At 42.6% G+C, this 14,770-nt stretch carries 13 protein-coding genes; 5 read left to right on the top strand and 8 right to left on the bottom strand.

What is annotated here, in order from left to right; genetic code table 11:
• Nucleotides 1-144: 144 nt before the first annotated feature.
• The 4 genes from ASV53_RS07330 to ASV53_RS07315 all read right to left on the bottom strand — a co-directional run bounded on the left by ASV53_RS07330 (nucleotide 145) and on the right by ASV53_RS07315 (nucleotide 3,874).
• Complete coding sequence (locus ASV53_RS07330) at nucleotides 145-1,269, bottom strand: acyl-CoA desaturase (RefSeq protein WP_094956624.1); 1,125 nt, start codon at nucleotides 1,267-1,269, stop codon at nucleotides 145-147.
• A 143-nt stretch (nucleotides 1,270-1,412) separates the two neighbouring features.
• The gene (locus tag ASV53_RS07325; protein WP_189337842.1) at nucleotides 1,413-1,904 is read right to left on the bottom strand and encodes a hypothetical protein; all 492 of its coding nucleotides are present in this window, start codon (nucleotides 1,902-1,904) and stop codon (nucleotides 1,413-1,415) included.
• Between the two features lie 88 nt (nucleotides 1,905-1,992).
• Nucleotides 1,993-3,390 (bottom strand): MATE family efflux transporter, encoded by a 1,398-nt coding sequence (locus ASV53_RS07320; protein ID WP_500690242.1) that lies wholly within the window; start codon nucleotides 3,388-3,390, stop codon nucleotides 1,993-1,995.
• A gap of 58 nt (nucleotides 3,391-3,448) precedes the next feature.
• Nucleotides 3,449-3,874 carry a MarR family winged helix-turn-helix transcriptional regulator gene (locus tag ASV53_RS07315; RefSeq protein WP_094956623.1) on the bottom strand — a complete coding sequence of 142 codons (426 nt, stop codon included), beginning with the start codon at nucleotides 3,872-3,874 and terminating at the stop codon, nucleotides 3,449-3,451.
• Nucleotides 3,875-4,134: 260 nt separating this feature from the next.
• Here ASV53_RS07315 and msrP point away from each other — a divergent pair, with 260 nt between their 5' ends.
• From msrP to ASV53_RS07295, 4 genes are all read left to right on the top strand, one after another.
• Complete coding sequence (msrP, locus tag ASV53_RS07310) at nucleotides 4,135-5,154, top strand: protein-methionine-sulfoxide reductase catalytic subunit MsrP (RefSeq protein ID WP_094956622.1); 1,020 nt, start codon at nucleotides 4,135-4,137, stop codon at nucleotides 5,152-5,154.
• The gene (gene msrQ / locus ASV53_RS07305; protein ID WP_094956621.1) at nucleotides 5,154-5,783 is read left to right on the top strand and encodes a protein-methionine-sulfoxide reductase heme-binding subunit MsrQ; all 630 of its coding nucleotides are present in this window, start codon (nucleotides 5,154-5,156) and stop codon (nucleotides 5,781-5,783) included. Before msrP ends, msrQ begins: the two co-directional genes overlap by 1 nt.
• Before the next feature lie 198 nt (nucleotides 5,784-5,981).
• Entirely contained in the window at nucleotides 5,982-6,614 is a 633-nt protein-coding gene (locus ASV53_RS07300; RefSeq protein ID WP_062687930.1) for a hypothetical protein, read from the top strand.
• Nucleotides 6,615-6,801: 187 nt separating this feature from the next.
• Nucleotides 6,802-8,208 (top strand): amidohydrolase, encoded by a 1,407-nt coding sequence (locus tag ASV53_RS07295; protein WP_062687929.1) that lies wholly within the window; start codon nucleotides 6,802-6,804, stop codon nucleotides 8,206-8,208.
• Between the two features lie 108 nt (nucleotides 8,209-8,316).
• On the opposite strand, the gene ASV53_RS07290 is transcribed toward ASV53_RS07295, so the two are convergent.
• The 4 genes from ASV53_RS07290 to ASV53_RS07275 are packed head-to-tail and all read right to left on the bottom strand — an operon-like array spanning nucleotide 8,317 to nucleotide 13,817.
• Nucleotides 8,317-11,394: an efflux RND transporter permease subunit gene (locus tag ASV53_RS07290; RefSeq protein ID WP_094956620.1), complete on the bottom strand. Its 3,078-nt coding sequence runs from the start codon at nucleotides 11,392-11,394 to the stop codon at nucleotides 8,317-8,319.
• Nucleotides 11,391-11,606 (bottom strand): hypothetical protein, encoded by a 216-nt coding sequence (locus ASV53_RS07285; protein ID WP_062687927.1) that lies wholly within the window; start codon nucleotides 11,604-11,606, stop codon nucleotides 11,391-11,393. Before ASV53_RS07285 ends, ASV53_RS07290 begins: the two co-directional genes overlap by 4 nt.
• A gap of 47 nt (nucleotides 11,607-11,653) precedes the next feature.
• On the bottom strand, nucleotides 11,654-12,733 hold the full coding sequence (locus ASV53_RS07280) for an efflux RND transporter periplasmic adaptor subunit (protein ID WP_239928746.1): 1,080 nt from the start codon (nucleotides 12,731-12,733) through the stop codon (nucleotides 11,654-11,656).
• Between the two features lies 1 nt (nucleotide 12,734).
• Complete coding sequence (locus tag ASV53_RS07275; protein WP_094956617.1) at nucleotides 12,735-13,817, bottom strand: efflux RND transporter periplasmic adaptor subunit; 1,083 nt, start codon at nucleotides 13,815-13,817, stop codon at nucleotides 12,735-12,737.
• A 156-nt stretch (nucleotides 13,818-13,973) separates the two neighbouring features.
• Here ASV53_RS07275 and ASV53_RS07270 point away from each other — a divergent pair, with 156 nt between their 5' ends.
• A complete protein-coding gene (locus ASV53_RS07270) occupies nucleotides 13,974-14,705 on the top strand; it encodes a TetR/AcrR family transcriptional regulator (RefSeq protein ID WP_275657088.1) in 732 nt (243 codons plus the stop codon).
• The last annotated feature ends 65 nt before the right edge of the window (nucleotides 14,706-14,770 follow it).

The following is a 14,770-nucleotide window of genomic DNA, read 5'->3' as shown; positions in this document are numbered from 1 at the left end:
GGAATAATACCGAGACGATTTATTCATTGTTATAACAGATCAAACTACACGTTTAAACTAATGTGGCTTTTATGCAGACAATAAAAAAGGTGGCCGAAGCCACCCTCTATTACACGCTGAGCCTATCCATCGCGAAAGTGCACACTATGCATATTGTGCAGTTAACAATTTCCACTCTTTACGCTGTGCTTCTAATCGAGATTTCATTTGTTCATATTGCTGAACAAATTCGAAGTTTTCGTAATGTTTGACTAAGCGAGCCTTTCTCAGTTCTAACATGCGCTTCTGGGCACTGTAGTAATCCGAAATTTTCAGCATCAAAGCTTCATATTCTTCTTCTAATCGCTCAAGACGGGCTTGATTATTTGGTGCATCCGCAAGTTTTGTCTGTAATGTTTTAAGTAACATCGTCGCACGAGCTTTCTCAATACGATCATCTGGGCATGTACGTAAGTTCTTAGCCATACCCAACAACGAACAACCTTTGATTAGCCATTTTGTCGGATCAAACTGCCACCAGCGAATGCCATTTCGGTAATCATTTTCAAAAATATGATGATAGTTATGATACCCCTCACCAAAGGTCAAGAATGCCAGGAATCCGTTATCGCGCGCAGTGTTTTTATCGGTATAAGGCTGAGAACCCCAAATGTGCGCTAACGAGTTAATGAAGAATGTCGTGTGGTGACTCAATACTAAACGTACAACACCAACCAATAATAAGGCCCCTAAAACATCACCATGAATAAGACCAAATAACAATGGGATACCAAAGTTAGTTAATAGTGCCAACCATGCGTAGTTACGATGCTGCCACATGACAATATTATCTTTTTGTAAATCGCGGCAATTTGAGTAATCGGTATAGCGTGAAGCCTGATATTCACGCAACATCCAGCCAATATGGCTGTAGAAAAAGCCACGTTTCGCCGAATAGGGATCTTTGTCATTATTATCAACATGGCGATGATGAACACGATGATCTGATGACCAATGGAGAATGCTGTTTTGCAGCGCAAAAGCACCGCCAATAGCAAAAATAACCTTTAAGAAGCGATTCGCTTCATACGCTTTATGTGACCACAAACGGTGGTAACCCGCAGTAATCGACAAGCCACAATAACTAAATGCGAGCAACAACATCAGGCATTGTGCCCAATCAAACCCAACGTAATACGCATATAACGGTGTGCCAATCACAGCAATGCCTAACGTTAAGCTAAAAATTGCTACGTTTAGCCAAATCACTGGCGGTTTATTCGTTTCCATCTGTATAACTCTCAACTCAGCGAACAAGTGTACGCTAGAATAATCACCGACAATTTGTAGGTCAATGACTATTTCCGTTTTATGTTAACAAATGTAAACGGAACGCAAACAATGTTAACTGAGGTGCAGTTCATCCTATTTAATTACGAAAATATACATTCATCACTGAGATAAATGCCCGCATTATGAAATCGTGCAAGTGGATTAGCATAATCTCTATGATCAGCCTGATAGTAAGAAGCTGGCATAGATTTCAATCCACCTTGTTGCTTAAGCTTTGCTTGCTCTTCACGGGTAATCACCACATAAAACAGCTTTTGTTCCAGCTCAGTTTGTAAGGCCGCTAGTGATAACCGATCGTCTCGTACCATTGCCTTCAATAGACCGATTAATACCGATGACGGTAAAAACCATTCTCGAACTAAGCGCTTTTGCTCAGTAATACCTTGCGCTTCTAATGAACGCGGTGCAACTTTGAAAATACCTTCCCAGTCAGTTTTATCGTTATTAGTGACTAGCCCATGTCGGTGACAGTAATAAGATTCAAAAAAAAGAGGTAAATAGTGAAAGCGTTCTGCATTCACTTCCATGTAGATGTGTTGTAACTCAAGATTCAGATGAAAGCTCTTCATCATATCGCCTATATAGTTGCTCATTAAAAAGCGGGCTAATACCAACAAAAAGAGCAGCCGAAGCTGCTCTTTTACTATTTTATACCAGCCATTAGGCTAATGTCTCGGCTGTTGCCTCCGAACCTTTTGCACTCATTCCTTGGTGCCTCCCAAGATGTAGCGCGTCAAGCTGCTTAATGTCGCGATACAACATAAAGGCCACCACACTACTCAAGGCAATGTTGGATAATGGTAATGCTAACCATACACCTTCGGCGCCAAACCAAATCGGCAATAAGAATAAAAATGGCAATTGAACAAGCATGTTACCAATTGTCACAAATAAGGATTTCGAACCTTTACCTACGGATTGATAATATGCAGCCGTCACAACTAAGAACCCATCAAGGAACATCGCAAATAAATGCAGTCGTAAACCGAGCACCGTATGATCGATCAGTTTGCTGTCTTCACTATTGAAAATACTGGCAAACTGATGCGGTGCAATATTAACCACAATAACAAATAGCACACCAACAACGACAGACACGACCATGCCCAGCGTTAACGCTTTCCGAATATTCGCTTGATTACCCGCGCCATGGTTGTAGCTGACTAAAGGTTGCATACCACCAGCAACACCTTCAGCCACTAAATAATATACCGTGACAATGTAACCTAATATTGCGTAGGCCCCCACCATAGTGACGTCACCGTACTTAATAAACTGGACGTTATGAAGGGCCACCATGAAGCTACCGTATGCGTACATGAAGAAACTTGATAAGCCAATCCATGCAATACCACGGCAATGAGTAATTGAAAACGACAGTGTCTTACGTGTTAAGCGCAAATCCGCTTTATCAGTAAAAAAGTACCCTAAACCAATTAAGGTCACTAAGCTCTGAGAGGTAGCCGTAGCAATCGCCGCGCCCATTAACTCCCACTGGAACCAAGCAATAAGTACATAGTCGAGTGCTATATTCGCTACCGCCCCCAGCACCATGAGCCCAGTTGCAAAGTTGGGACGACCATCGTTACGAAGCAAAAATGGTACTGCAATTGAACCAAAAGCAAAGATCACAGCAAACGCTAACACTGATATATATTGATGGCCTAGTTCAAGCACTTGACCGGTTGCTCCTTGCAGAACAAGTAGATCATGTCCAAAGGTGAATAAGGTTAATGAAGCAGCAATACTGGCAATCAACAAAAATATAAAGCCCGTTGACATAATGCGCTGTGCTTTTTCATGATCACCTTCGCCTTTGCTCACCGAACATAAGGCGCCAGTACCCACACCTATCATTAGGCCAACACCCAGCACGGTGCCAATAATAGGCCATGCGACGTTAATAGCTGCCAGCCCTTGCGCACCAACATATCTGCCGATGAAAATACCATCGACCACTTGATACAAGCCATTCACCAGCATCGCGGCTATGGTTGGTAATGTATAACGCCAGAACTGACGCGTAATAGACTCAGTCGGTTTAACCATCTGTTGCATATCTTGCATACTAACAAATCTCGTTCATTTTCATGTGAAAATGCAGGTAAAATTGACGTTATACCGTCAGCTTGGTAAACAACTTCGCAAGTAGCGATTCAAGTTGTTGATATTCTTGTGGTGATAATGCTACTGCTATTTCATCAGAGAAATTTGCGTAAATAGCGTCATCGTGGTCGAGTTCAACCTTGGCTGTATCTGTTAGCACAATATGGTTTACTCGTGCATCGTCGGGGCAAGCTAAACGGGCTATCAAACCACGCTTCTCAAGACGAACGATCATGGCACTTGCCGATGGTTTACTCACTTCTAATTTGGTTGCTATATCCGTCAAGCGCATCGGTTCATCTGCGTATTGGATAACTTTGAGATAATCGTATTCATTGAAGCTTAGTGAAATCTCATTTTTGTTTTCTTTGCAATGTAACCGCCATAACTTGGCGCTATAGCGTTCAATATGCTCTAACGATGTTTTTAGCTGCATGACGTCTCTTCCAATCAAATCATCGCCGAATAATAGTTAGTTAGTCTAACTAACTATTATTTATTGGTCAAAGTTTTAACGCGATCCTGTCACCTTTATACCTACAAGTTAACCTCCCACCCCCTTCCTTATTGGGCGAAAAGTGATCTTTATTACTCACTAAGTCGTTTTAATCACATTAAAAATCAAAAATAGTGAAAGAAAAATGCGATTAGTAAGGTCAATACTCCTAACTTCTAAATATTTGTAGTGAGACAGGGATGAAATTAATCAATAAGCCTCGATGGGCCATCAGTGAAAACGACGTCACCCCAGAGACCGTATACAAGCAACGCCGTGACATCCTCAAAAAGCTCGGGATTACGCTAGCTACTTTACCTGTCGCCAGCCAAGTGCAGGCTGGGATATTTGATATTTTTTCCGATAAAAAGGCCTCTTCACCCGCACCAGATAAACGCGTAATACTCAATGCCACTAAACCCCAGCAATATCAAACACCACTGTCTTTAACACCAGAAGATAAAGTATTGAAGTACAACAATTTCTATGAATTTGGCACAGATAAAGCTTCACCTGCTGAATTAGCGAGTAATTTCATTACCGACCCATGGAAAGTCGAGGTTGCCGGTCTAGTTAATTCGCCTATCACATTGGACTATGATGATTTATTTAAAAAATTCACATTAGAAGAGCGTATTTATCGCCTACGCTGCGTAGAAGCTTGGTCGATGAATGTCCCATGGATTGGTTTCCCACTCGCTGATCTGATCAAACTAGCTTCACCTAAAAGTGACGCTAAGTATGTCGCCTTCGAAACTTTATACGATCCAAAACAAATGCCAGGACAGGCCTCTCGCCGTCTAGGAGGAGGCATTGATTTCCCTTATGTAGAAGGGTTACGTTTAGACGAAGCGATGAACCCATTAACCTTGGTTGCCGTTGGTTTATATGGCAAAAATCTAGCACCTCAAAACGGTGCTCCACTCCGCCTTGTTGTGCCTTGGAAATATGGTTTCAAAAGCATCAAATCCATCGTCAAAATACACTTAACAGACGAACAGCCACCTACAACATGGAATCGATTGGCCGCAAGCGAATATGGTTTCTACGCCAATGTTAACCCTCAAGTTGATCATCCACGTTGGAGCCAAGCAAGTGAACGTTTCATTGGTGAAGGCAGTTTATTCAGTAGCCACAGACAACCCACGACCATGTTTAATGGTTACCAAGAAGAAGTGGCAAGTTTGTACAAAGGCATGGATTTAAGGAAAAACTACTAATGCGATTAACCCCCAATCATATTTTTTACCTCAAGGTAGCTATCCACACCGTCTCGCTCAGCTTTGTCGGGTTATTGATATGGTTAGTCATCACCGAAGGATTGGGGGCCGACCCCGTCCAAGGACTCAGCCACTTTACGGGTAAAGCAGCTCTTAATACCCTCATAATTACCATGCTAGTTTCACCTGTCGCTAAGCACTTCAAGCAAGCAGCAATAATGAAAGTGCGACGCGTTATTGGCTTATACAGCTTCTTTTGGGCTGGCCTTCATTTACTTGGCTATATCACGCTTGATCTTGGTTTTGATTGGGGTTTAATCGTCAGTGAAATTGTCAGCCGTCCGTACCTTGCTATAGGCGCTATCAGTTGGGTTATTTTGTTCTTACTCACACTGACATCGAATCAATACTTACAAAGACAACTGGGGAAACGATGGCAAACACTGCACAACACTGTGTATATAGCATTGGTACTCAGCCCCATTCATTATTATTGGTCAGTTAAGTCGGGCATTATCGAACCCGCTATCTATATAGGTATTTCGATTTTGCTACTGGCGCTTAGATGGAAAACATTCAAGCGTTGGCTGCCACAGGCATCGACACGAAAGAAAGTGGCGACAAACTAATAAACAAGAAGCATATAGAACCGCCATAATAATAGTGCTAATGGGGATAGCTTCACGCTTCTTGATGCGGAAACCAGCAAAAAGTCGCTCTCTAGACAATTCTTGTAAGACATCGTGGAATTTTCTGCTAGGATAATCAGATCTTAGCTGTATTTTCAGTTAACACTTTGTCTTTCATGTTGTTTTCGAGGTTCCACCTTGGTCAGTGATCTACTTACTGTCAGTATCCAGCAGTTTCAAGCTGACTGCCAACAATTATGCGAACAGCATTACCCGACGGTGCATAACCGTGGTATGCGCGAAAACCATTTAGGTAAAGCCCTTTGCCGCCGTATTATGACGACCTTGTCAAACTCTGATATCGCTGCAGAACTCAGTCAGATTGAAGACACCAATAACCTGCCTCAGCCTATTTTTAAGTTACAAACACATTCATTTACCATTTGGATCGTCGCACATCGTTTGTTAAGTGCCAATTTAGCCCGTCGCCAAGCCCTATTAACGGCGATAGACGGCGTGCTTGAGCAACAAAACCCAGACCAAGAAAATCATTTATTGGTTGTTGCTGATCATTGGTTTGATCGCAGTAAAGCAAGTAAAGAAATTCCAGCTTGGTGGTTAGGACAGCTTCCTACGGCGCTAGATAACTATGTTCAAGATGGCATTCGTTTATTAGACAGTTCTACAAGTCTGAAAAGCACCTTACAAGCAAGCTATGCGGTGGATGATGCTCATCTACAAGTACACCACCCGCTCCATCGCACCAATGGCCACGCCATACTCCATAAGTATATTGTGCTAACAGGCCATTTTCGTATAAATGCCTCTTAACCGCGGTAAATACGAGACGCAAACGTTTCGCCATGCAAAAAATGCTGCTAAATTCACCAAACAAATCCCTCTGACGCCATCAAAACTAGAGCTACATCACATATAGTACGCAAATTATTAATAACTGATTTGCAAGCTTTTAGATGTCAGTATCATCTGCGCATCATCCGTGACTGTGGTATTCATCATGTTCAAGAAAACACTATTAGCTCTTTCTTTTGCAGCGGCTTCGCTGGCAAGTACGTCAACTTTCGCCGCTGAAAATGTTGATCTTCTAATTCAAAATGCAACGGTTCTGACAATGAACCAAGAGCGACAAATTTTTGATAATGGTTTAGTTGCGATTAAAGACAATAAGATTGTCGCAGTGACAGACGGCAGCGATATTAAAGAATACCAAGCCAAACGTACGATCAATGCCGATGGTGACATCGTGATGCCGGGGTTAATCAACACCCATACTCACGTTTCAATGACGGTTTTTCGATCGTTAGCCGATGATGTGCCAGATCGCCTACACCGCTATATTTTCCCTTTAGAAAAAGAATTAGTCTCTCGTGAAATGGTACGTATTGGCGCACGCCTTGGTAACATTGAAATGCTAAAAGGTGGTGTCACCACCTATGCTGATATGTACTATTTTGAAGATGAAGTTGCGAAAACTGTTGATGAAATTGGCATGCGCGCAGTACTCGGTGAATCAGTGATCAAATTCCCTGTAGCCGATGCAGCAAACGCAGAAGAAGGTATCAAATACGCGGTAAACTTTATTGAAGAATACAAAGATCACCCACGTATTACCCCTGCATTTGCACCGCATGCACCGTACACCAACACCACAGAAGTTCTACAAAAGATCACTAAACTATCCCTTGAACACGATGTGCCTGTAATGATTCACCTTGCAGAATCAGATCGTGAAAATGAAGTTATCGCCAAACGCAGTAACGGAAAAACCCCGATTGAGTACATGGCCGATATTGGCGCCCTAACGCACAAATTAGTCGGCGCGCATGTGATTAATGCATCCGACAGTGATTTAGATCTGTTGAAGAAACACGATGTCGGTGTTGCACATAACATGAGTGCTAACATCAAGTCAGCTAAAGGTGTCGCACCTGTCATCAAAATGCTAGAAAAAGACATTCGTGTTGGTCTAGGCACTGATGGTCCAATGTCTGGAAACACTTTAAGTACTATCGATGAATTCAACCAAGTGGCAAAAGTGCACAAGTTGATTAACCACGACCGCGCAGCAATGCCACCGCAACAAGTTATCGAAATGGCGACCATTGGCGCAGCACGTGCGCTTCATATGGAAGACACTATTGGCTCACTTGAAGACGGTAAACTGGCTGATATCATTATTATTGATACCAAAGCGCCAAACATGGTGCCTATGTACAACCCTTATTCTGCTTTGGTTTATTCTGCTTACGCGATGAATGTGAAACACACCATCGTAGACGGTAAAATCCTAATGCAAGATCGTTCTATGACAACGATTGATGAGAATGAAGTGCGTAATGAAGCACAAGCATTCGCTGATAAGGTTCGTAAAACCGTTATCGCAAGTGGTGAGACAGTTCAATAACGTGCTAATACAGTAGGCGACTCATTCGCTTAAAAAAAAGGCCGCATACTCATGCGGCCTTTTTTTATTCAGGCGACCCGACAAGAGCCTCCTGACATCACTTTGTAATTAGGCTTTTTCTGGTGTCTTCACATTAAAGAGCAACGAAAAGATCACAGGGACAACAATTAGTGTTAGTACGGTTGCAAATCCAAGGCCTGCCATTATGGTAATGGCCAGTGAATCAAAGAATGCATCAAATACCAATGGGATCATCCCAAGCACCGTTGTTATTGCCGCCATACTCACCGGGCGTACACGGCTAATAGCACTATCCAAAATGGCGTTGTACGGTTCTTTACCTTGATCTAATTCAAGGTTAATTTGATCCAATAACACGATACCGTTCTTCAAAATCATCCCGCTCAGACTCAGTAAACCCAGCAATGCCGTAAAACTAAACGGTGTATTCGTGGCGAGTAAGCCAATAGACACACCAATAATAGATAATGGCACTGTCGCCCAAATCACGAGCGGCTTCTTAAAAGAGTTGAATAGCAACATCGTAATAATAAACATCAGCAAGTAGCCCATTGGCATAGAGCCCATCATACCTTCTTGCGCATCTTTCGATGATTCATATTCCCCTCCCCACTGAATGCTGTAACCCACAGGGAGTACTAAGGCATCAACTTTTGGCTGAACACGTGCAAATAACGTAGCGGCTGTATCATCACCTAGTACATTGTGATCAGCTAAAACAGTTAAGGTACGCTTACGGTCTCTTCGCTGAATAAGTGGCTCTGACCATGCTAAATCAACGTTATCGATCACTTGCTCTATAGGCACATAAGATTGCTGTACAGGGCTCCATAACTTCAAGTTTTTCAAGGTGTCGTAATCAACACGTTCAACTTCGGGCAGACGTGCGATAACTGGCAGCATGTGCGTACCATCGCGCACAACACCTATGGTGTTACCGCCATAGGCCATTTGTAACGTATTCGATAGTTCTTCTTTTGAAATACCTAAACGACGAGCTTTCGATTCATTAAACTGTGGCACCAATTCTTTCGTACGTTCGCGCCAATCGTGGCGTACATTGCGTGATTCAGGGTCTTGCAGCAAAATATCTTCTACTTGTACTGCGATATCACGTAGTACTTGAGGATCTGGGCCAATGATCCGAGCTTCAATTTTAGACGCTGGTGAAGGTCCAAATTCCATCAATTTGAACTGGAAGGTTGGTTGATCAAACTCAGTAGACAGTGACGCATCAAGCTTATTCAACAAGTCGAACATATTGTCACGACTGGTTGTTCTTACTTGAAGCTGCGCATAAGCTTCATAACTTTTCTCTGGTTGATAGGTCAACGAAAAGCGCTGCATGCCTTGTCCAACAGATGTTGTTACAAACTCAACGTTATCTTGGCTACGAATGTAACTTTCAACGCTGTCTGTCTGCTTAATTGTTTCCCGAATATCCGTCCCTTCAGGCATCCACATATCAACATAGAACATAGGTGTGTTTGATGGTGGAAAGAACGACTGCTTCACATGACCAAAGCCAATTACAGCTCCAACTAATAAAGCAACCATGCTGGCCATCGTCAACCATCGAAAACGCAACGCAAATTTTAATGTAGCTGCAAACACAATGAACAATACGCCTTTATAAGGGTCTTCTTCCTCTTGATTTCCCTCTGTACCTTCAGAGCGTACGGGCTCATCTTTAAGCAATAAATCCGCTAAAAATGGTGTTAATGTTAAAGCGGTAATCCAGCTTAAAAATAATGAATAACACAGAACACAGAACAGCGATCCCATAAATTCACCACTCGCATCTTCCGATAAACCAATTGGTGCGAAAGCGGTAATGGCAATCACGGTAGCCCCAAGTAAAGGCCACTGGGTTTGTTTAACAATATCAGTTGCTGCTTGAATTTTGCTTCGGCCTTTTTTCATGCCTACCAAGATACCTTCAACCACCACTATCGCGTTATCCACCAACATACCGAGAGCAATAATCAATGCTCCAAGCGATATCCGATGCAGTTCAATATTATTAAGGTTCATCATGATGAATGTGCCAAATACCGTTAGTAAAAGCACCAAACCAATAATCAAACCACTGCGTAGCCCCATAGCAAACAGTAAAACAACAATCACAATCGCGACGGCTTGCCCAAGGCTGATAAGAAAGTCTTTCACTGACTTATCAACTTCTTGCGCTTGGTTATAAAAGTAGTTCAGATCAATACCTGCAGGTTTAAAGCTTTCTAGCTCTGACAACCGTGCGTCTACTTTTTTACCGACTTCAACTACGTTCACGCCTTCAGAAAAAGAGATACCAAGGTTAATGGCTTGCTCACCATTGTAAGTAACCACATTACTTGGCTTTTCCTGGACACCGCGCGTAATGGTCGCCACATCTTTTAGGTGGATCAAGTTACCCGTATCACGCCCATGAATAACAAGGTTTTCTAATTCTTCAACGCTATTCATATTGCCATTTGGACGAATCGCCAATGTTTGACCATTGATCATCATCTCACCCGACGCGATAACACTGTTTTGCTGGTTAAGTAAGCCACCAATAGTATTCATGTCTAGGTTAAGTGCAGCCATGCGATCGAGTGATATTTCAACAAAGATTTGTTCTTGTTGATCGCCCGTAATGCTCACCTTTCCGACACCGTCAACTAGCTCCAATTCACGCGTTAAATAATCAGCATACTGCTTTAATTCTACGTAAGAATAGCCTTTGCCCGTCATCATGATCATGACGCCAAATACATCACCAAAATCATCGATAATCTGCACCGATTGAACGCCTGTAGGCAATATTGGCCTAAGATCATTCACTTTCCGGCGCATTTCATCCCAAATTTGCGGCAGTTCGTCAGGACCATAGATCATGTCCATGCTGACCATAATTTGGCTCATACCAGCAGACGACGTTGAAGTCACCTTATCAATATAAGGCAGCTGTCTAACTGCTTTTTCTAAGGGGTAAGTCAGCTCCTCTTCCACTTCCGTTGATGTAGCCCCCGGATAAGTGGCAATAATCATTGCGTCTTTCAGTGTGAAAGCCGGATCTTCCAAACGCCCTAAATCTAAAAATGAAGTCACACCACCAACAGACAGAATGACGATGAATAGCCAACTGATCACTTTATTTTTGATTGAATACTCGGCAATACTCACCGTTTTGTCTCCACAGCTAATGATATTAAATTCAGATCTATGTTTAATGCATCGCTAAGTGCGAAACGCTCTGAACTCTGATACGTCTGCATCGCATTATCTGGCGATACATTAATTTCGATACCTGGCACTTGTTCACCAATAAATTGCCACACGAGAAACTGTCCCAGCGCACTAATTAACCACACACTTACGACGGTAACTAGAATCACAAAGCTCCATCTCAGTAATATGCGCGGATGCCTGAAAACAGCCATTTTCACTGCGCAGATCCCATGATTGCAGTACGAGGTTGAACGGTTGAGGTCGGCATACCGTCACGTAATTTACGTAAGCTTGAAGTAATCAATACATCGCCAAATTCAACGCCACTACTTGCAATGACACCTTGATTGTTAACTTGCTCAACACCCACTTCAACTTTATGTGCAAGCCCATCACGCTGCTTCCAAACAAAAAACTGGCCTTTACGGTTACCAGCTTGCAGAGCAATCATCGGAAGTTGATACCCTTGTAAGGTACTTAACCCCGCCTCTGCCATGTTAACGCGCAGTGCAACACTGGTACCCGGTAAAATAGCGGGGGTTTGTTGCGACATTTCAAACCACACTCTGTATGTCTGTGTCTGTGGTTCTAGCTCACTGTTGTGCTTAAAATAGCGTACAGGGAAAGCATGTTTATCCGATCCAAATTGCGCCATTGGTTGATAAGCGGTATTGTTTTCCGCTGGATTAATCATGGCAATGACATTGTCTGATACCGGAATATTGATATAGACCTTATTGTTTTGATAAAGACTAAGCACCGCTTCACCAGGCGAAACAGCTTCAAATGATTCTTTCGTTGTTGATGAAACCATTCCATCAAATGGTGCAGTTAAGCGGGTGTAATTAAGACGCGCATTAGCAGAATCTAATGCCACTTTCGTTAAGCGTTGATTTGCGTTTAATTCATCAAACTCCGCCTTCGAAATCATTTTTTTTGAAAACAGCTCCCGACCACGCTCCAACTGCTTCGATGCTAAGGCGTATTGCACGCTCGCATCACGTTGCTTCTGTTCAAATTTACTTGCATCTAATTCAGCAAGTAACTGACCTTTTTTGACGGTATGGCCTGTATTCACTAATACACTTTTAAGCTCACCTTCAACACGAAATGATAAAGGTGTATTTTCAGCCGCTTCCACCTGACCGTTAAAAATGCGGTACTGACTTTCAACAGGATCCGACACGGTTAATGTTGATACAGCTAATGCTTTTTGTTCAGCGACGACAGGCGGTTCCTGACAGCCTTGCAAGAAAAGCATAGACAGAGCAATAAATGACATTTTCTTCAGCATGTTAAATTCCACCTTCACGAGTCCATTCGCGTACTTGCTGGCCTGAATACAGATCTTTCGCACCAGCAATAACAATCACCGCACCTTGTGGTAAACCGTCGGTGACACTACCGTTTTCATCCAAATCCACTTCAAGCGCGTCAATAACCGAAGTCGCAGGGTTAAATTGCCAAACCGTTCCAGTGCTTTCTCGTTTTTCGATCCAAGCGCCGTCAGGTAAAGTAAATGTTGATGCTGATTTAGGCTTAGCGAAGTGAACCTTCCCAGCCATGCCCGACAATACATTTAAATCATCTGGCCGATGAATCGTCACTTTTGCGCTATAGGTATTGGTGTCCAAATCAGGTTGAGTTGAAAGTTCTTTCAGCTCGGCATGAATAGGCACATTTGGAAAGTTATCCATCACCACCCAAACTGGCGCGACTTGTATTGCTTTCAACCCCGCTTTCTCGACGAAAGTTACCGGAAGATTAAAAGCGACATCTAGGCTATCCACATTTTGAATATTCAATATCGTCTGATTAGCGCCAACAAACTGATGTTGATTAACAAGACGAAGGGAAACAACACCATCGAATGGGGCTGTAATTAGCGTATTTTCTAAATCTGTTTTCGCTTGTTCTATATTTGTTGTTGCTGTTTTATAACTCGTTTCGTTACGGTCAAATTGATCTGTGCTGATAAGTTTTTTGGCATAAAGTTGCTTGGCACGTTCAAACTGACTTTTCGCTAATTCGTATTCAGCAAACTTTGCATCGAACGCAAGGCGATAATCTTTATCGTCGAGAACAGCCAATACTTGGCCTTTACCCACTTTTTGACCAACGTTAACCATCAGACTCTGCACTTCACCAGAAACTTGAAATGACAACTGAGCACGTTGCTCTGCTTCCGCTAGGCCTGGGAACTCACTGCTTTCTTGTGCTGCATTCACAGGCACTTCAAAAAGCTTCACTGACTTAATCACATCTTTTGTTGGTTCTGAATTTGCCTGATTACACCCCACTAAAACACTACTTAACAACGTAATAGCGGCTAATTTAGCAAACGAAGTTATAAAAGGCTGATGCTGTATCACGTGCATTTCTCTCTTTAATATATGCTGTCCACACGTGCAGTATAGGTTGATCTAACTTAAGATCAAGTATATTTCACAGGTGGACAATAAAGATTTTCTGTGAGCACAAGGGTGACTAGCAAACAATTTTCTGGTAAAAAAGATGTGGGAAATTAAATAGATATGATGATGACAGAAAGAAAACAAGGCCGTCGCAGCGCTCAGGCCGCCGAAGAAACCAAGCTGCTGATTATGAAAACTGCCGCAAAAATGTTTTGTGAACAGGGATATGAGCGCGTTTCACTACGAAATATTAGTGAACGTGCGGGCGTATCTCACAGCCTGATCCGTCACCACTTCGGTAGTAAAGAAAAGATTTGGCATAACATTAGCGACTGCTTACACGTCTACTTCCTGTCATACATGTATAAACTGCAAGAAAGTATTCCCTCGGATTTACCCAGCAATATCATCTTGTACCGTTTCATCACCATGTTATTGGCGCAACAATTGGTGCATCAGCAACCTATTCAACTTATCACCGATGGCGTCCGACAAGGTGATGAACTGATGGATTACTTTTTTGATAGCAAAGGTGATCTTGAAGATTTCGTGAGCCAACTTGTTGATACTTTCCACGAAGATTTCCCTGAATCATCAATTAACGTGTGGGAAATGAAGTGGCAAATGATGATATTTGCCAGCGGTGCGGTAAACCTCAAGCCGTTCTTAATTGAAACTTGGAAACATGATGACGCGAGTTACTCTCAATGCTTGCTCAATCACTGGGAGTTATTTAACCGCAATATGGCAATGCGCTTAAATGTCACAGAAGAAGAAATGCTACACCCAGAAAAATTAGAAGATATTTTGATCGAACTCCCCTGCGAATGGGGCTGTGAGAACCAAGAATAATTTAATAATAGCAGCAATGGGCAGCATTCAGATTCAAAAAACGGCAGTGCTAACCAGCACTGCCG

It is taken from the genome of Photobacterium sanguinicancri, from assembly GCF_002265265.1.
Taxonomy (GTDB): Bacteria; Pseudomonadota; Gammaproteobacteria; order Enterobacterales; family Vibrionaceae; genus Photobacterium; species Photobacterium sanguinicancri.
Note: the sequence above shows the minus strand (reverse complement) of the source record. Positions and strands in the feature narration are given on the sequence as shown.

Excerpts from the sequence above, each read along its gene's own strand:
- ASV53_RS07320 (WP_500690242.1), bottom strand. The coding sequence starts at position 3,390 with ATGCAACAGATGGTTAAACCGACTGAGTCTATTACGCGTCAGTTCTGG.
- msrQ (WP_094956621.1), top strand. The coding sequence starts at position 5,154 with ATGCGATTAACCCCCAATCATATTTTTTACCTCAAGGTAGCTATCCAC.
- ASV53_RS07280 (WP_239928746.1), bottom strand. The coding sequence starts at position 12,733 with ATGCTGAAGAAAATGTCATTTATTGCTCTGTCTATGCTTTTCTTGCAA.
- ASV53_RS07325 (WP_189337842.1), bottom strand. The coding sequence starts at position 1,904 with ATGATGAAGAGCTTTCATCTGAATCTTGAGTTACAACACATCTACATG.
- ASV53_RS07315 (WP_094956623.1), bottom strand. The coding sequence starts at position 3,874 with ATGCAGCTAAAAACATCGTTAGAGCATATTGAACGCTATAGCGCCAAG.
- ASV53_RS07270 (WP_275657088.1), top strand. The coding sequence starts at position 13,974 with ATGATGATGACAGAAAGAAAACAAGGCCGTCGCAGCGCTCAGGCCGCC.
- msrP (WP_094956622.1), top strand. The coding sequence starts at position 4,135 with ATGAAATTAATCAATAAGCCTCGATGGGCCATCAGTGAAAACGACGTC.
- ASV53_RS07295 (WP_062687929.1), top strand. The coding sequence starts at position 6,802 with ATGTTCAAGAAAACACTATTAGCTCTTTCTTTTGCAGCGGCTTCGCTG.
- ASV53_RS07275 (WP_094956617.1), bottom strand. The coding sequence starts at position 13,817 with ATGCACGTGATACAGCATCAGCCTTTTATAACTTCGTTTGCTAAATTA.
- ASV53_RS07330 (WP_094956624.1), bottom strand. The coding sequence starts at position 1,269 with ATGGAAACGAATAAACCGCCAGTGATTTGGCTAAACGTAGCAATTTTT.